Here is a 15567-nt window from a genome sequence, read left to right on the forward strand (position 1 = left end):
TTAAACCTTCAAAATCCTGAAAACAGCGCACCGCGATGATGAGCCCTGACGATGGGCGGCAAGATATCAAAATAGAAGTCTGGTGCCACGAGGACATTTACATCAAATGGCCGGGGTGGACTATTTGAGCGAAAAACATCAATACAGTCACGCCGGCCACAACGCCGCAAACGCCTGCGAGAAGTTGACGTGCGATCGGATGTTCAATCCCTGAGCGGCGCGCCACCCACATCCATGCACCCGCCAGAGCCGCGGCGATGGTCAGGAATTCAAACACCGTCCACATGCCCTCTGGACGGGGCGGGCGAGCTGATCCGAGCAGTCCGATGTAAAGCTCCGAGAAGACCAGACCCACCATCATGCCGCTGGCGGCGCCCAACGCATTGGCGACTATCAGATTCCACGCCCCCCGATGCCGGACGACCCACACCCACATTGCCGCCCAAGCCAAAAAGAAAACCGCCCAATCCATCGTATTCTTCCCTTTTAAATCGACACTGGTTGAGGCTGTTGGCACCCTCACCGACAGTGGACGGCAAGATAGCAAAATAGTAGCGTCGCGCCACTCACTTGATTCCCGTAATGGACTACACATGTCGACTATCACGTCAGCCTTACGCTTGCTCTGCGGACTTTCCTTCGCCGCCGGCATGAGCCCGGCCATCGCCGCAGTGCAAGAAAATCCGCAAAACAGTTGGGACTATTACTTCGCCAATTGCCAGCGTATGCAGGAAAAAATGGCCGACGTCCAGAGCGGTCGGGTTCCGGGTGCTTTTGAGGTGATGTTTGATCTGGAAGGCAGCCTGCGGTCCATGGCTCAACGCCGCTCGAACCTGGCCCCGCAAAACCTCGGCTCCCGCGAATTCGCGCAATGCGAAAACGTCGCCGCCCAGGCCGAAGCGACGATTGCCCAAGGCAAAGCCGAGTTCGCCGCCAAAATGGAGCGTGGCGTACAGGAAGGCAGAATCGCCCACCAGAACTCCCCCGAATACCAACGCGCCCGCTCCCTCGGCTTCAGCGACGTCGGCGATATCTCCTTCCTGAAACTGCACGAAGACACCGAAGGCGAAGCACGCCTGAAAACCATGCTGATCACCGTCGACGAAGTCTGTGGCCAGTACTTCCGCGCCACGCAATATGTGAATCCGTATGTGATCTACACCGTTCGGCCGTCGGATGGTGGGTGTGGAGAGGTAAAGCGCGTGGCGGTGGTGGGCGGTCGAGCGGTGGAGAAGGGTGACTACATTGATGAGAAAGGCGAGTTTCAGTATGTGGGGTGGAAGAAGCTTGCAGGCGCGGATGGCTTCCCGACAGACATTCGGGTGCTGAAGTTACTGCGTTAGCTAGTGTGGCTGGGCAACTGTTTTCCAGGAGTTGCTACTTTAGAACTCCTGTAAAAAGATAAATGTAATGAGTTTTTGGAGCGTCGATGTTAAAGATCATATGGAACATAATCGCGGGTGCTGCTGTTTTGTCCGGGTTGTACCAAGGGTACGCTACTTATAAAGTGCCAAAGGCAGAAGTGTCATTGGCGTACAGTGTCTCGGATTTCAATTTTCCCCCTTCATTGACATCTGTTTTCGATGAGAGCGGTGACAGAAAGTTGTTGGAAGCCAGTTACTCAGACGTCGTCAAGTACTCCGGAATAAATTCCATTGCTTACGCCGGATTGCATAATGAGGGCAATAAATCGGCGGCTGACATCCGAGTGACCTTCCCGACAGCCCGACTGATCACCGTCGAACCCGAAAGATCCAAGGCCTATGAAATCCGGGATGGAGCTAACGTGATCATTGAGAAGCTCGCCCCTGGAGAATCGGTCTATATCAGGGCGTGGCTGAATGATTCGGCGGAGAAGGCGCTGGACAAAATATCTTCAGTCCATTCCGAAGGAGCGGTTGAGTTGTCGCCACTCACAGAGGTACCCAAAAGTTCGTTAACTAAAAATGACACAGCGTTTTACGGGATGTTTGCAATTGCCGTCATGCTGCTTTTGCTTGCAATATTTCTGGCCTATAACCTTTATTGGACTCATGAAGATCCCAAAGCCAGTTCTTCCCGCGCCTGATGACGCTTGAATCTCAAAGAATGTCTTTCAAGTAACCCTTGAGTGCAAGGAGCGGCTGATCAAGCTGCTCCAGCGATTGCGCCTGACGGAAGTCGGCGGATAGTTTATGCAACTCACGCCCCAAAGGCTTCTCGACACCGCCCAAGGCGTCCATTGCCAGACCAAGACACTCATTCATCTTCAACTGAATGGTCTCGACATCACCCCGCCGCACCAGCAACTCGAAAATGTCCTTCTGGTAATCACCCATGACCATGTCGTCCCGCAAAATCGGGCTCAGGCCTTCTTCCTCGTAAGCGAGCTTGAGGGAGAAGAGGGCGACTGTTTCCAGTGACGTTTCCATGGGGTGCCTTTTGCGATGTCCTTCGTAACAAGAGATGAGGGTTCTGGGGGCAGCCAACGCTGCACCGGGGACGGGCGCGATTATACGTATCCGACTGCATTCGGGGGAGTGATCAACAACGATACCGCCCCTTTCGGTACAGTCAGGACTCGAGAGTGGTGACGCTGCATTCAAAGCAGTTCTGATAAATTCTCCATTGCTAAAATCGCTGACAGGGAGTCATGCATGGCACAAATAACCGAATCCAAAACGCAGCAGTTGCGACCATCGGCACCGCAAGGATGAAAAAGTTACTGGTCGGGGCGGCGCTCGTGATGGGGGCTATGCTCTACAGCGGCTACTACCAAGCCCTTGAAGACGGTGACATTGAAACCATCCTGTTTATCAAAAAGCATCCGACGTGGCAGATGAGGTTCTACAACATCCACGCCAACGACGGGAAGATCAGGCAAGTGGAACGGCTTACGGACGAGGAGCGGAAAATGATCATCGATTACTGTCGGTATCGACTGGGGCTCGATACAGCGCTGAGAACGCAGGATGATGTTGAGAGATGCAGAATTAAATAGCCCCGTTCGATAAGGGTTACGGGTACAGGCCCGGTCGAATGGGTATCGGAGTTGTGCCCCCACAAACTCGACGTTAGATGTTGAACGCAAGCGGAGTTCGCAGATCAGCTAAGGGGAAAGAGCTTTAGCAGCTTCGACGCTTTCAGAAAGGCATTCTGGATTGCGGTAGGGAACGATGCGGAGCTCGCCAGCCAATTCAACGACAGCAATAAAGCCCGAATGCTTGAAGGTATGGCGCCCCGAGCACGCGCTATCGATACCGTGGGTAAGCGCCGATCCTTTGAGCTTCACCACGGGATTCCAGTTTCCGAAGGTGGCGAGGTTTACGAAGTCGACAACCTCAGCGCCATGACACCCAAACACCATATTGATACACACCGGAGCTCGAAATGATCGCAGTCAAAAACAGCCTTTCCGAATACTCGGAGGACGAGTTTCTCGAACTGATCAAAGAAATCTGCAGCGCCGCTGGCACCGAAAACTATCAGGACGAGTTACTGGAAAATTTCATTAAAGTAACTGGCAATCCAGCCGCCTCTGACTGGATTTATTACCCAGAAAATGGCCAAGACGATTCGCCTAAAGGCATTCTCAAAACCGTCAAAGCCTGGCGCGCATCACAGGGTTTGCGAGGCTTTAAAGAGTAAGGTAGGGAAGGGGGCTATTGGAGGTAAGAATAACTAAAAAGGGCCCGGGTGGGCCCTTTTTCAGGTGACGCTACTTTACTTTTTTAGCCAGCTTTCAACAGGTGATGCGTGAAGTATGCGCTTAGGCCGACGCTTATTAAGTAAGCGTAATACCCATTTCGGTCGACGATAGGTCTTGAGGTGACAAGTAGATGGCGGGCGATTGGTGCAGGGTTTGAAGTTGAATAGCCGGGAACCGTATCGACTTAATGGTAGGCAACGCAGCGCATGGCATCGCCGCGCCGAAAGTGAATGGGGGAGGGGGAAAGCACTTTTTCGCAGACGAAAAAAAAGGCCTTGCCTAAGCAAGACCTTTCTTAATTTTGGTGCCCCGAGGGAGACTCGAACTCCCACTCCTTTCGAAAACGGATTTTGAATCCGCCGCGTCTACCAATTCCGCCATCAGGGCTCAATGGCGGCGAAGTATAGAGATGAGATTACCGTTGGTCAATCACGTTTCATGGTCAATTTTCGATATTTCCGCTAGACTTTCGGCCCCTGCTAGACGAACCCCATCATGCGCGTTGCTGACTTTACCTTCGAACTCCCTGATTCGCTGATCGCCCGCCACCCTTTGGCCGAGCGTCGCGGTAGTCGCCTGTTGACCCTTGATGGGGTCAGCGGTGCTCTGGCACACCGTCAATTCACTGATTTGCTTGAGCATTTGCGCTCGGGCGATTTGATGGTGTTCAACAATACCCGGGTGATTCCGGCGCGGCTGTTCGGGCAGAAAGCGTCCGGTGGCAAGCTGGAAATCCTCATCGAACGGGTACTCGATACGCATCGCGTACTGGCGCATGTGCGTTCCAGCAAGTCGCCGAAGCCGGGTTCGAAGATTCTCATCGATGGCGGTGGCGAAGCCGAGATGCTTGCGCGTCATGACGCGTTGTTCGAGTTGGGCTTTGACGAAGAAGTGCTGCCGCTGCTTGATCGCGTCGGGCACATGCCGTTGCCTCCTTATATAGACCGCCCGGATGAAGGCTCGGATCGCGAGCGCTATCAGACGGTGTACGCCGAGCGCCTGGGCGCGGTGGCGGCGCCGACGGCGGGGCTGCATTTCGATGAGTCGCTGATGGAGGCGATTGCCGCCAAAGGCGTCGAGACCACGTTCGTCACGCTGCACGTTGGCGCTGGTACTTTCCAGCCCGTGCGCGTCGAGAAGCTTGAAGATCACCACATGCACACTGAGTGGCTGGAAGTCGGCCAGGACGTGGTCGATGCCGTCGCCGCGTGTCGTGCGCGCGGTGGTCGAGTGATTGCCGTGGGCACCACCAGCGTGCGTTCGCTGGAGAGTGCGGCGCGCGATGGTGTGCTCAAGCCGTTCAGCGGCGACACCGATATCTTTATCTTCCCGGGCCGGCCGTTCCATGTGGTCGATGCCCTGGTGACCAATTTCCATTTGCCTGAATCCACGCTGTTGATGCTGGTTTCGGCCTTCGCCGGTTACCCCGAAACCATGGCCGCCTATAAGGCTGCCGTCGATAACGGTTACCGCTTTTTCAGCTACGGTGATGCGATGTTCATCACCCGAAATCCCGCGCCGACTGCCCCTAGTGAATCGGACCCAGAGGAAACAGTATGAGTCGCACCTGTCGTATGTCGTTCGAGCTGCTTGCCACCGATGGCAAGGCCCGTCGTGGTCGTCTGACCTTCCCGCGTGGCACCGTCGAGACCCCGGCCTTCATGCCGGTCGGTACTTACGGCACGGTCAAGGGCATGTTGCCGCGTGACATCGTCGCCACCGGCGCGGAAATGATCCTGGGCAACACCTTTCACCTGTGGCTGCGTCCTGGCACCCAGGTGATCAAGGAGCACGGCGACCTGCACGATTTCATGCAGTGGAAGGGCCCGATCCTGACCGACTCCGGCGGCTTCCAGGTGTTCAGCCTCGGCGCCATGCGCAAGATCAAAGAGGAGGGCGTGACCTTTGCCTCTCCGGTCGACGGCGCCAAAGTGTTCATGGGCCCGGAAGAGTCGATGCAGGTTCAGCGCGATCTCGGTTCCGACGTCGTGATGATTTTCGACGAATGCACGCCGTACCCGGCTGACGAAGACGTCGCCCGTGTGTCGATGGAGCTGTCGTTGCGCTGGGCTCAGCGTTCGAAGATTGCTCACGGCGAGAATACCGCTGCACTGTTCGGCATCGTTCAGGGCGGCATGCACCCGGATCTGCGCATGCGCTCGCTCGACGGCCTTTGCGAGATCGGCTTTGATGGCCTGGCCATTGGCGGTCTGTCGGTGGGTGAACCGAAGCACGAGATGATCAAGGTGCTCGATTATCTGCCGGGCATGATGCCGGCTGACAAACCTCGTTACCTTATGGGCGTTGGCAAACCGGAAGATCTGGTTGAGGGTGTGCGCCGCGGTGTGGACATGTTCGATTGCGTGATGCCAACCCGTAATGCCCGCAACGGGCATCTGTTCATTGATACAGGCGTGCTGAAGATCCGTAACGCGTTCCATCGCCATGATGAATCGCCACTGGATCCGACCTGCGATTGCTATACCTGCCAGAACTTCTCTCGCGCTTATCTGCATCACCTGGACAAGTGCGGCGAAATGCTGGGAAGCATGCTCAATACCATCCATAACTTGCGCCATTATCAGGTGCTGATGGCTGGTTTGCGCGAGGCTATTCAACAGGGTACATTGGCCGCCTTTGTCGATGCCTTCTACGCCAAACGCGGGCTCCCCGTTCCGCCTTTGGACTGAGTTTTCTGACCCCAAGATTCAACATTTGCAACTGGAGTGCTAAATGAGCTTTTTTATCTCTAACGCCATGGCTGACGCTGCTGCACCGGCTGCTGCAGGCCCAATGGGCGGCGGCTTCGAGTGGATTTTCCTGGTCGGCTTCCTGGTCATCTTCTACTTGATGATCTGGCGCCCACAGGCCAAGCGCGCCAAAGAGCAGAAGAACCTGCTGAGCAGCCTGCAGAAGGGCGACGAAGTGGTCACCACCGGCGGCATCGCCGGCAAGATCACCAAAGTGGCCGATGACTTCGTGGTTCTGGAAGTTTCCGACACTGTGGAAATGAAGTTCCAGAAAGGCGCCATCGCCGCCACGCTGCCAAAAGGCACGCTGAAAGCGATCTAAGGTTCCAACTTCTACTCAATCGACGGGGCGCGCAAGGCGCCCCGCGTTCATAACGGGCGGCGTGATGCTGAACAAATACCCTCTGTGGAAATACATTCTGATCCTGGCGGTGCTGGCGGTCGGTCTGATTTATTCCGCTCCCAATCTATATCCTGATGACCCGGCCATTCAGGTCAGCGGCGCCAGCACGGCACTGCAGGTCAATCAGGCCGATCTGGATCGCGTAAGCACCGCGCTGAAAGAATCCGGGATCAACGTCAAGGCTGCCACGCTGGCGGCGAACGGCAAGGGCGGTCTGATCCGTCTGACCAAGGCTGAAGATCAGCTGCCGGCCAAAGACGTTGTGCGCAAGGCATTGGGTGATGACTACGTCGTCGCGCTGAACCTGGCACAGACCACCCCGCAATGGCTGCGCAACCTGGGCGCGCACCCGATGAAGCTGGGTCTGGACTTGTCCGGTGGTGTGCACTTCCTGCTGGAAGTGGACATGGATAAAGCCCTCGATGCACGCCTGAAAGTCTACGAAGGCGACGTCAAGAGCCTGCTGCGCAAAGAGAAGCTGCGTTATCGCAGTCTGCCGCAGCTCAATGGTGCCATTCAGCTGGGCTTCAGTGATGAAGATTCCCGCGAACAGGCCCGTGCGCTGATCCGCAAGAACTTCAACGATTTCGACATTGTTCCGGCCGACCTCAACGGTCAACCGGTGCTGCGTCTGGCGATGACCCCGGCCAAGCTGGCGGAAATCCGTGAATACTCCATCAAGCAGAACTTGACCACGGTACGTAACCGCGTCAACGAACTGGGTGTTGCCGAACCGATCGTCCAGCGTCAGGGCGCCAACCGCATCGTGGTTGAGCTGCCGGGCGTGCAGGACACTGCCGAAGCCAAGCGTATTCTCGGCAAGACGGCCAACCTTGAGTTCCGTCTGGCTGCAGAGCCTGGCGCTTCGAAAGCCACTTCCGAAACTTTCGAGTTCCGTGAAGGCAATCGTCCTTCGGCGCAGATCGAGCGCGGCCTGATCATCACGGGTGACCAGGTAACCGACGCTAAGGCCGGTTTCGGCGAGCACGGCACACCTGAAGTGAACATCCGTCTGGATGGTCACGGTGGTGAGCTGATGAGTCGTGCGACCCGCAGCAACGTCGGTCGCAGCATGGCTGTGATCTTCATTGAGCAGCGTCCCGTCACCACTTACACCAAGCAAATGGTGAATGGCGTCGAAAAAGACGTCGCGGTGCAGACGTTCAAGGAAGAGAAGAAGATCATCAGCCTGGCGACCATCCAGTCGCCGCTGGGTGCTCAGTTCCGTATCACTGGCCTGAACGGTCAGGGTGAGTCGTCCGAGCTGGCGCTGCTGCTGCGTGCCGGTGGTCTGGCCGCTCCAATGTACTTCGCTGAAGAGCGCACAATCGGCCCGAGCCTGGGTGCTGACAACATCACCAAGGGTATCGATGCGTCGTTGTGGGGCATGCTGTTCGTGTCGCTGTTCATCATCGCGATCTATCGCTTCTTCGGCATCATCGCCACTGTCGCTCTGTCGGTGAACATGGTGTTGCTGCTGGCGCTGATGTCGCTGCTGGGTGCAACGCTGACCCTGCCGGGTATCGCCGGTATCGTCTTGACCATGGGTATGGCGGTCGACGCCAACGTGCTGATCTTCTCGCGGATACGTGAAGAGATCGCCGCCGGCATGACCGTGCAGCGCGCAATCAACGAAGGCTTCGGCCGGGCATTTACCGCGATTCTCGACGCCAACCTGACCACTCTGTTGGTCGGCGGGATTCTCTTTGCGATGGGCACGGGCCCGGTCAAAGGTTTCGCAGTGACGATGTCCCTCGGGATCTTTACCTCGATGTTCACGGCCATCATGGTGACCCGCGCAATGGTCAACCTGATCTTTGGCGGACGTGACTTCAAGAAGTTGTGGATTTAAGGGGCTGCCATGTTACGTACAATCAACTTCATGGGCGTTCGCAACTTCGCGTTCGGCGTCACAGTATTCCTCACCCTGCTGGCTCTGTTCAGCGTCGCTACCAAGGGCATGAACTGGGGTCTGGACTTCACCGGCGGTACGCTCATCGAGCTGACCTACGAGCGTCCGGCCGATGTCACCAAGGTGCGCGAGCAACTGGTGAGTTCGGGTTACCACGAAGCCATCGTGCAGAGCTTTGGTGCGACGACCGATCTGCTGGTGCGGATGCCGGGTGAAGACCCGCAGCTGGGCCATCAGGTCGCGGAAGCGCTGCTGAAGGTTGGCGGCGACAACCCGGCGATGGTCAAGCGTGTCGAGTTCGTCGGCCCGCAGGTCGGTGAAGAGCTGCGCGACCAGGGCGGCCTCGGCATGCTGCTGGCGCTCGGCGGCATCCTGATCTACCTGGCTTTCCGCTTTCAGTGGAAATTCGCGGTCGGCGCTATCGTTTCGCTGATCCACGACGTGATCGTGACCATCGGTATCCTGTCGTTCTTCCAGATCACTTTCGATCTGACAGTACTGGCAGCGGTGCTGGCGATCATCGGTTACTCGCTGAACGACACCATTGTGGTATTCGACCGGGTTCGTGAGAACTTCCGTGTGCTGCGCAAGGCAACGCTGATCGAGAACATCAACATCTCGACCACACAGACCCTGCTGCGCACCATGGCGACGTCGATTTCGACCTTGCTGGCGATCGCTGCGCTGCTGTTCTTTGGTGGCGACAACCTGTTCGGCTTCTCGATTGCTCTGTTTATCGGTGTTCTGGCGGGTACGTACTCGTCGATCTACATCGCTAACGTGGTGCTGATCTGGCTGAACCTGACAACCGAAGACCTGATTCCACCGGCTAACACCGAGAAGGAAATCGACGACCGTCCATAACGGTCATCGTTTTCCCTGCTGTCAGCCAAAAAAGGCGCGAGTTGAACTCGCGCCTTTTTTTATGCTCCAAGGCTGGGAGAAGCGCGGGCCCGTCCCGCATGTGATGGTCAGGAGGTTCATGTGAACAAGTCGTTGCTGGTTGGTGCGGTATTGGGTGCTGTCGGTGTGACTGCCGGGGGTGCTGTTGCCACCTACAGCCTGGTTAAAAGCGGCCCTGAGTATGCGCAAGTATTAGCCGTTGAACCGGTCAAAACACAGATCAAGACGCCACGTGAAGTGTGCAAGGATGTAGCAGTGACCCGGCAGGCGCCGGTCAAGGATCAACACCAGATTCTCGGTACCGCCATCGGTGCGGTAGCGGGTGGTTTGCTGGGTAACCAGATCGGCGGCGGCAACGGCAAGAAGATTGCCACGGTCGCCGGCGCGGTCGGTGGCGGTTATGCCGGTAACAAGGTTCAGGAAGGCATGCAGGGTCGTGACACCTACACCACGACACAGACTCGCTGTAACACCGTAAACGACATCAGTGACAAGGTTGTCGGTTACGACGTTCGTTACTCGCTGGATGGCAAGGAAGGTAAAGTGCGCATGGATCGTGATCCGGGCAACCAGATTCCGGTCGATAAGGAAGGCAAACTGGTTCTGTCGCAGAATGAGCCGGCTCAGTGATTCGCTGAGCGTTTGAAAAGAAGCACCCTTCGGGGTGCTTTTTTGTGCCCGTATTCTTGCCAGTCGACTGATCCGTCGGTGATCACCTGATACCCAATGTAGGAGCTGCCGAAGGCTGCGATCTTTTGATCCTGTTTTTAAAAACCAGAAGCAAAAGATCGTCCGATCGCGGCCCGAGCCTTCGGCAGCTCCTACAGGGGGAGTGTTGAATTTCAGGCATAAAAAAAGCACCCCGAAGGGTGCTTTTTCGTTTCGCCGGAAGCTTAGCGCTTCAGCGAAGCTGGCAGGTGCGGCTGGATCGCCGTCAGCACTGCCTTGAAGCATTTGGTGTTGCCGGCAACGATGTGACCTTTTTCAAGGAAGTCGTGACCACCGGTGAAGTCGCTCACCAGGCCGCCAGCTTCTTGAATCAGCAGGGCGCCTGCAGCCATGTCCCACTCGGACAGGCCCGACTCCCAGAACGCGTCGAAACGACCGGCAGCCACATAAGCCAGGTCCAGGCTCGCCGAACCGGCGCGGCGGATGCCGGCAGTCTGGCCAACCAGAGCGCGGAACATGCCCAGGTAGTTTTCGAGGTTGTCCATCTGGTCGTCACGGAACGGGAAGCCAGTGCCCAGCAGGGCGCCTTCGAGGCTGGTGCGACCGCTGACGCGCAGGCGGCGACCGTTCAGTTGAGCGCCGCGACCACGGCTGGCGGTGAATTCTTCCTGGCGAACCGGGTCCAGAACAACAGCGTGTTCCAGGCGACCGCGATATTTGCAGGCGATGCTGACAGCGAAGTGAGGAATGCCGCGCAGGAAGTTGGTGGTGCCGTCCAGCGGATCAATGATCCACAGGTATTCTTCGCCTTCGATACCGGTACCGGCGTGCATGCCGGTCTCTTCGCCACGGATCGAGTGGTTCGGGTAAGCCTTGCGCAGCGCGTCGATGATTTTCTGCTCGGCGGCGCGGTCCACCTCGGATACATAATCCTTGGCGTCTTTTTCGTCGACCTTGATGGTATCCAGGCGCTCGATGGAGCGGAAGATCAGTTCACTGGCGCTGCGGGCGGCGCGCAGCGCGATATTCAGCATGGGCTGCATGGATGTGTCACCTAAGGTTGTTAAAGAAAGCCGCGCATTCTATCAGAACTTTTCTTCAGGTGAAGGTCGCTGTTCGCTTTCATAGCTTAACGGTAGGCTGTTCTGTAAGATTTGCACCCCTTTCCTGTGTCCGAGAGCGCCTCCCTTGCTGCAGAACATTCGTGTCGTCCTGGTCAATACCAGCCACCCCGGCAACATCGGCGGGGCCGCGCGCGCCATGAAAAACATGGGTCTGTCGCGCCTGGTGCTGGTCGAACCGCGCCTGTTTCCGCACCACGAGGCCGATGCTCGCGCCTCTGGTGCCGGTGACATCCTTGAAAACGCGCAAGTCGTCGCCACCCTGGAAGATGCCTTGGTCGGTTGCAATCTGGTGCTCGGCACCAGTGCTCGTGACCGGCGCATTCCCTGGCCGCTGCTGGATCCGCGCGAATGCGGGACCAAAGTGGTCGAGGAGGCGGGGCAGGATGCGCAGATCGCACTGGTGTTCGGTCGTGAAGATTCCGGCCTGACCAATGACGAGCTGCAGCGATGTCACTTTCACGTGCATATCCCCTCTGATCCTGAGTTCAGCTCGCTGAATCTCGGAGCGGCGGTGCAGGTTTTGAGCTATGAAGTGCGCATGGCCTGGCTGGCCTCACAAGGTCAGCCGAGCAAGATCGAGAAAGAAGAAGTGGCCTCGGTGAAAAGTGCCGAGCTGGCAACCATGGATGAGCTTGAGCGATTCTATGAGCATCTGGAGCAGACGCTGGTCGCCATCGAATTCCTCGATCCGGAAAAACCGCGGCACTTGATGGCGCGCCTGCGCCGGTTGTACGGACGCAGCTCGGTCAGCCGGGCGGAAATGAATATATTGCGTGGCATCCTCACGGAAACCCAGAAAGCGGCCCGTGGTGAGCTTCTAAAGCGGAAGGACTGAATGATGTTTGAGCGTTTGCGTGAAGATATCCAGAGCGTATTCCATCGAGACCCGGCGGCGCGTAACGCTTTTGAAGTCCTGACCTGCTACCCCGGCATGCACGCTATCTGGATCCATCGATTGGCGGGCATGCTCTGGCGCAACGAGCTGAAATGGTTGGCGCGGCTGGTGTCGAACTTCGGTCGCTGGTTGACCGGAATCGAAATTCACCCGGGGGCCAAGGTCGGTCGGCGTTTTTTCATCGATCACGGCATGGGCATCGTCATCGGTGAAACCGCCGAGATTGGCGATGACGTGACCATTTATCAGGGTGTGACCCTGGGTGGCACGAGCTGGAACAAGGGCAAGCGTCACCCGACACTGGGCGACGGCGTTGTCGTGGGCGCTGGTGCCAAGGTGCTCGGGCCGTTCACGGTCGGTGCCGGTGCCAAGGTTGGCTCCAACGCGGTGGTGACCAAAGAAGTGCCGCCGGGTGCCACTGTCGTGGGCATTCCGGGTCGAATCATCGTCAAATCCGATGAGGAGCAGGACGCCAAGCGTAAGGCCATGGCCGAGAAGATCGGTTTCGATGCCTATGGCGTCAGCGAAGACATGCCCGACCCAGTGGCGCGTGCCATCGGTCAGTTGCTCGATCACCTGCAAGCGGTAGACGGGCGGTTGGAGGGGATGTGCGGCGCGCTGAAGGATCTGGGCAGTAATTACTGTGCGAAAGATCTGCCTGAACTGCGCGAAGAAGACTTCGCCTGCGTGAAGGATAAAGACGAATCCAAAGCCGGATAACGCCCGTGTAGGAGCTGCCGAAGGCTGCGATCTTTTGATCTTGCTTGTTCATAAAATCAAAAGATCGAAGCCTCCGACATTTCCTGCAAAGGCCTACGCCAGCCGGTGTGCCATTAAGCCGCAGACCCTGATATCATTCGCGCGCTCTTTTGCGGGTAAACCCGACTAAAGCACTAGGTCTTATAGTTGACTTAAATGCTCGGGAATTGCATACTCCCGCCCATTCTGAACTCCGTGGTAATTGTCCATGCGACTGACTACAAAAGGCCGATACGCCGTGACTGCCATGCTTGACCTGGCGTTGCACGCGCAGCACGGGCCGGTGTCCCTGGCCGATATCTCCGAGCGCCAAGGCATTTCCCTGTCCTATCTCGAACAGCTTTTTGCCAAGCTGCGCCGCAGTAACCTGGTTTCCAGCGTTCGCGGTCCGGGTGGTGGCTACCAGTTGTCCCGCGACATGCAGGGCATTCAGGTGGCTCAGGTGATCGACGCAGTGAATGAGTCGGTCGATGCCACCAAGTGCGGGGGGCAGGGTGATTGCCATTCCGGCGATACCTGCCTGACTCATCACCTGTGGTGCGACCTGAGCCTGCAGATTCACGAATTTCTAAGTGGTATCAGCTTGGCTGATCTTGTGACTCGCCGTGAGGTGCAAGAAGTAGCCCAGCGTCAGGACCAGCGCCGTTGCAACAGCAAGGCGCCACGCCTGGACAAGATTGAAGCGTCCGCCGTCGAATGACAGCCGTAGAGCCAGCGGCACGCCAGCCCTGATTTAGGAGATAGTCCATGAAATTGCCGATTTACCTTGATTACTCTGCGACCACCCCGGTCGATCCGCGCGTTGCGCAAAAAATGAGTGAATGCCTGCTGGTCGACGGAAACTTCGGTAACCCGGCGTCCCGTTCCCACGTGTTCGGCTGGAAGGCTGAAGAGTCCGTCGAAAACGCCCGTCGTCAGGTGGCCGATCTGGTCAACGCCGACCCGCGTGAAATCGTCTGGACCTCCGGCGCCACCGAGTCCGACAACCTGGCGATCAAAGGTGCGGCACATTTCTACGCCTCCAAGGGCAAGCACCTGATCACCACCAAGATTGAGCACAAGGCTGTCCTCGACACCATGCGCCAACTCGAGCGTGAAGGTTTCGAAGTGACCTACCTCGAGCCTCAGACTGATGGTCTGGTGACTCCGGCAATGATCGAAGCCGCACTGCGCGAAGACACCATTCTCGTGTCGGCGATGCATGTGAACAACGAAATCGGCACCATCAACGACATCGAAGCCATCGGCGAGATGCTTCGCGCCAAAGGCATCCTGTTCCACGTCGACGCCGCTCAGTCCACCGGCAAGGTCGACATCGACCTGTCGAAGCTGAAAGTCGACATGATGTCGTTCTCCGCCCACAAGACCTACGGTCCTAAAGGCATCGGCGCGCTGTACGTGAGCCGCAAGCCGCGTGTGCGTATCGAAGCGACCATGCACGGCGGCGGTCACGAGCGCGGCATGCGTTCCGGTACCCTGGCGACCCACCAGATCGTCGGCATGGGCGAAGCGTTCCGTGTGGCCAAGGAAGACATGGCTGCCGAAAACGTGCGCATCAAAGCCTTGAGCGACCGTTTCTACAAGCAGGTCGAGCATCTGGAAGAGCTGTACGTCAACGGCAGCCTGACTGCCCGCGTTCCGCACAACCTGAACCTGAGCTTCAACTACGTTGAGGGCGAGTCGCTGATCATGGCGCTCAAGGATCTGGCGGTTTCGTCCGGTTCGGCGTGCACCTCGGCATCGCTTGAGCCTTCGTACGTACTGCGCGCCCTGGGCCGCAACGACGAACTGGCACACAGCTCGATCCGCTTCACCTTCGGCCGCTTCACCACCGAAGAAGAAATCGACTACGCCGCGCAGAAAGTCTGCGAGGCCGTTACCAAGCTGCGCACTTTGTCGCCGCTGTGGGACATGTACAAAGACGGCGTCGATATCTCGAAAATCGAGTGGGCGGCACACTAAATATAGAAGCCGCCGGATACAGATCCTGTAGCGACGCGGCGACTGATGCAGCGCAGCTACAGGGCCTCAAGAGCGGCCCTGATGAGTGAGGATTAGAATCATGGCTTACAGCGAAAAGGTCATCGACCACTACGAAAACCCGCGTAACGTCGGCAAGATGAATGCCGAAGACCCGGATGTCGGTACTGGCATGGTCGGCGCACCAGCGTGCGGCGACGTAATGCGTTTGCAGATCAAGGTCAACGATCAGGGCATCATCGAAGATGCCAAGTTCAAGACCTACGGCTGCGGTTCGGCAATCGCTTCCAGCTCCCTCGCTACCGAGTGGATGAAGGGCAAGACCCTGGACGAAGCGGAAACCATCAAGAACACCCAGCTGGCCGAAGAACTGGCCCTGCCGCCAGTGAAAATTCACTGCTCGGTACTCGCTGAAGACGCTATCAAAGCGGCTGTTCGCGATTACAAGCAGAAGAAAGGCTTGATCTGACTTTCAGGATTTGGC

General features: G+C 57.3%; 18 protein-coding genes, 1 tRNA gene and 1 pseudogene. 16 read left to right on the plus strand and 4 right to left on the minus strand.

Annotated elements, in window-relative coordinates:
• Positions 1-97: 97 nt before the first annotated feature.
• On the minus strand, positions 98-472 hold the full coding sequence (locus ICA16_RS05865; protein ID WP_150616416.1) for a hypothetical protein: 375 nt from the start codon (positions 470-472) through the stop codon (positions 98-100).
• Positions 473-593: 121 nt separating this feature from the next.
• Between ICA16_RS05865 and ICA16_RS05870 the strand changes: the two genes are divergently transcribed.
• On the plus strand, positions 594-1343 hold the full coding sequence (locus ICA16_RS05870; protein WP_210554959.1) for a hypothetical protein: 750 nt from the start codon (positions 594-596) through the stop codon (positions 1341-1343).
• 86 nt (positions 1344-1429) lie between these two features.
• A complete protein-coding gene (locus tag ICA16_RS05875; protein WP_210700211.1) occupies positions 1430-2068 on the plus strand; it encodes a hypothetical protein in 639 nt (212 codons plus the stop codon).
• A gap of 13 nt (positions 2069-2081) precedes the next feature.
• On the opposite strand, the gene ICA16_RS05880 is transcribed toward ICA16_RS05875, so the two are convergent.
• Positions 2082-2411, minus strand: a complete 330-nt coding sequence (locus tag ICA16_RS05880) for a hypothetical protein (RefSeq protein WP_210554961.1) — start codon at positions 2409-2411, stop codon at positions 2082-2084.
• A gap of 281 nt (positions 2412-2692) precedes the next feature.
• On the opposite strand from ICA16_RS05880, the gene ICA16_RS05885 reads away from it, so the two are divergent.
• The 3 genes and pseudogenes from ICA16_RS05885 (at position 2693) to ICA16_RS05895 (ending at position 3627) form a co-directional block, all read left to right on the plus strand.
• Positions 2693-2980 (plus strand): hypothetical protein, encoded by a 288-nt coding sequence (locus ICA16_RS05885; RefSeq protein ID WP_210554962.1) that lies wholly within the window; start codon positions 2693-2695, stop codon positions 2978-2980.
• A 150-nt stretch (positions 2981-3130) separates the two neighbouring features.
• A pseudogene (locus ICA16_RS28325) lies at positions 3131-3373 on the plus strand (HNH endonuclease signature motif containing protein); the annotation flags it as partial.
• Positions 3370-3627 carry a bacteriocin immunity protein gene (locus ICA16_RS05895; protein ID WP_210700213.1) on the plus strand — a complete coding sequence of 86 codons (258 nt, stop codon included), beginning with the start codon at positions 3370-3372 and terminating at the stop codon, positions 3625-3627. The pseudogene ICA16_RS28325 and the gene ICA16_RS05895, both read left to right, overlap by 4 nt.
• A 363-nt stretch (positions 3628-3990) precedes the next feature.
• On the opposite strand, the gene ICA16_RS05900 is transcribed toward ICA16_RS05895, so the two are convergent.
• Positions 3991-4075: transfer RNA gene (locus ICA16_RS05900), tRNA-Leu, on the minus strand.
• A 108-nt stretch (positions 4076-4183) separates the two neighbouring features.
• On the opposite strand from ICA16_RS05900, the gene queA reads away from it, so the two are divergent.
• The 6 genes from queA to ICA16_RS05930 all read left to right on the plus strand — a co-directional run bounded on the left by queA (position 4184) and on the right by ICA16_RS05930 (position 10286).
• Positions 4184-5248 (plus strand): tRNA preQ1(34) S-adenosylmethionine ribosyltransferase-isomerase QueA, encoded by a 1065-nt coding sequence (queA, locus tag ICA16_RS05905; RefSeq protein ID WP_150604306.1) that lies wholly within the window; start codon positions 4184-4186, stop codon positions 5246-5248.
• Positions 5249-5262: 14 nt separating this feature from the next.
• Complete coding sequence (gene tgt / locus ICA16_RS05910; protein WP_191627681.1) at positions 5263-6378, plus strand: tRNA guanosine(34) transglycosylase Tgt; 1116 nt, start codon at positions 5263-5265, stop codon at positions 6376-6378.
• A gap of 43 nt (positions 6379-6421) precedes the next feature.
• Positions 6422-6760, plus strand: a complete 339-nt coding sequence (yajC, locus tag ICA16_RS05915; RefSeq protein ID WP_007916913.1) for a preprotein translocase subunit YajC — start codon at positions 6422-6424, stop codon at positions 6758-6760.
• Between the two features lie 64 nt (positions 6761-6824).
• The gene (gene secD / locus ICA16_RS05920; RefSeq protein WP_150604304.1) at positions 6825-8693 is read left to right on the plus strand and encodes a protein translocase subunit SecD; all 1869 of its coding nucleotides are present in this window, start codon (positions 6825-6827) and stop codon (positions 8691-8693) included.
• 9 nt (positions 8694-8702) lie between these two features.
• Positions 8703-9617, plus strand: a complete 915-nt coding sequence (gene secF, locus ICA16_RS05925; RefSeq protein WP_150604303.1) for a protein translocase subunit SecF — start codon at positions 8703-8705, stop codon at positions 9615-9617.
• Between the two features lie 120 nt (positions 9618-9737).
• Positions 9738-10286 carry a glycine zipper 2TM domain-containing protein gene (locus ICA16_RS05930; protein ID WP_150592708.1) on the plus strand — a complete coding sequence of 183 codons (549 nt, stop codon included), beginning with the start codon at positions 9738-9740 and terminating at the stop codon, positions 10284-10286.
• A gap of 263 nt (positions 10287-10549) precedes the next feature.
• On the opposite strand, the gene suhB is transcribed toward ICA16_RS05930, so the two are convergent.
• On the minus strand, positions 10550-11368 hold the full coding sequence (suhB, locus tag ICA16_RS05935) for a type III secretion system regulator SuhB (protein ID WP_150604302.1): 819 nt from the start codon (positions 11366-11368) through the stop codon (positions 10550-10552).
• A gap of 145 nt (positions 11369-11513) precedes the next feature.
• Between suhB and trmJ the strand changes: the two genes are divergently transcribed.
• From trmJ to iscU, 5 genes are all read left to right on the plus strand, one after another.
• Positions 11514-12284: a tRNA (cytosine(32)/uridine(32)-2'-O)-methyltransferase TrmJ gene (trmJ, locus tag ICA16_RS05940; protein WP_210700214.1), complete on the plus strand. Its 771-nt coding sequence runs from the start codon at positions 11514-11516 to the stop codon at positions 12282-12284.
• A gap of 3 nt (positions 12285-12287) precedes the next feature.
• The gene (gene cysE / locus ICA16_RS05945) at positions 12288-13064 is read left to right on the plus strand and encodes a serine O-acetyltransferase (protein WP_210700215.1); all 777 of its coding nucleotides are present in this window, start codon (positions 12288-12290) and stop codon (positions 13062-13064) included.
• A gap of 247 nt (positions 13065-13311) precedes the next feature.
• Positions 13312-13803: a Fe-S cluster assembly transcriptional regulator IscR gene (gene iscR, locus ICA16_RS05950; RefSeq protein ID WP_150592710.1), complete on the plus strand. Its 492-nt coding sequence runs from the start codon at positions 13312-13314 to the stop codon at positions 13801-13803.
• A gap of 47 nt (positions 13804-13850) precedes the next feature.
• Positions 13851-15065 carry an IscS subfamily cysteine desulfurase gene (locus ICA16_RS05955; RefSeq protein ID WP_150604301.1) on the plus strand — a complete coding sequence of 405 codons (1215 nt, stop codon included), beginning with the start codon at positions 13851-13853 and terminating at the stop codon, positions 15063-15065.
• Positions 15066-15165: 100 nt separating this feature from the next.
• Entirely contained in the window at positions 15166-15552 is a 387-nt protein-coding gene (iscU, locus tag ICA16_RS05960) for a Fe-S cluster assembly scaffold IscU (protein ID WP_042560931.1), read from the plus strand.
• Positions 15553-15567 lie beyond the last annotated feature (15 nt).

Origin of the sequence: Pseudomonas anatoliensis, assembly GCF_017976235.1 — a bacterium.
Taxonomy (GTDB): Bacteria; Pseudomonadota; Gammaproteobacteria; order Pseudomonadales; family Pseudomonadaceae; genus Aquipseudomonas; species Aquipseudomonas anatoliensis.

Excerpts from the sequence above, each read along its gene's own strand:
- ICA16_RS05865 (WP_150616416.1), bottom strand. The coding sequence starts at position 472 with ATGGATTGGGCGGTTTTCTTTTTGGCTTGGGCGGCAATGTGGGTGTGG.
- ICA16_RS05870 (WP_210554959.1), top strand. The coding sequence starts at position 594 with ATGTCGACTATCACGTCAGCCTTACGCTTGCTCTGCGGACTTTCCTTC.
- ICA16_RS05875 (WP_210700211.1), top strand. The coding sequence starts at position 1,430 with ATGTTAAAGATCATATGGAACATAATCGCGGGTGCTGCTGTTTTGTCC.
- ICA16_RS05880 (WP_210554961.1), bottom strand. The coding sequence starts at position 2,411 with ATGGAAACGTCACTGGAAACAGTCGCCCTCTTCTCCCTCAAGCTCGCT.
- ICA16_RS05885 (WP_210554962.1), top strand. The coding sequence starts at position 2,693 with ATGAAAAAGTTACTGGTCGGGGCGGCGCTCGTGATGGGGGCTATGCTC.
- ICA16_RS05895 (WP_210700213.1), top strand. The coding sequence starts at position 3,370 with ATGATCGCAGTCAAAAACAGCCTTTCCGAATACTCGGAGGACGAGTTT.
- queA (WP_150604306.1), top strand. The coding sequence starts at position 4,184 with ATGCGCGTTGCTGACTTTACCTTCGAACTCCCTGATTCGCTGATCGCC.
- tgt (WP_191627681.1), top strand. The coding sequence starts at position 5,263 with ATGTCGTTCGAGCTGCTTGCCACCGATGGCAAGGCCCGTCGTGGTCGT.
- yajC (WP_007916913.1), top strand. The coding sequence starts at position 6,422 with ATGAGCTTTTTTATCTCTAACGCCATGGCTGACGCTGCTGCACCGGCT.
- secD (WP_150604304.1), top strand. The coding sequence starts at position 6,825 with ATGCTGAACAAATACCCTCTGTGGAAATACATTCTGATCCTGGCGGTG.
- secF (WP_150604303.1), top strand. The coding sequence starts at position 8,703 with ATGTTACGTACAATCAACTTCATGGGCGTTCGCAACTTCGCGTTCGGC.
- suhB (WP_150604302.1), bottom strand. The coding sequence starts at position 11,368 with ATGCAGCCCATGCTGAATATCGCGCTGCGCGCCGCCCGCAGCGCCAGT.
- cysE (WP_210700215.1), top strand. The coding sequence starts at position 12,288 with ATGTTTGAGCGTTTGCGTGAAGATATCCAGAGCGTATTCCATCGAGAC.
- iscR (WP_150592710.1), top strand. The coding sequence starts at position 13,312 with ATGCGACTGACTACAAAAGGCCGATACGCCGTGACTGCCATGCTTGAC.
- ICA16_RS05955 (WP_150604301.1), top strand. The coding sequence starts at position 13,851 with ATGAAATTGCCGATTTACCTTGATTACTCTGCGACCACCCCGGTCGAT.
- iscU (WP_042560931.1), top strand. The coding sequence starts at position 15,166 with ATGGCTTACAGCGAAAAGGTCATCGACCACTACGAAAACCCGCGTAAC.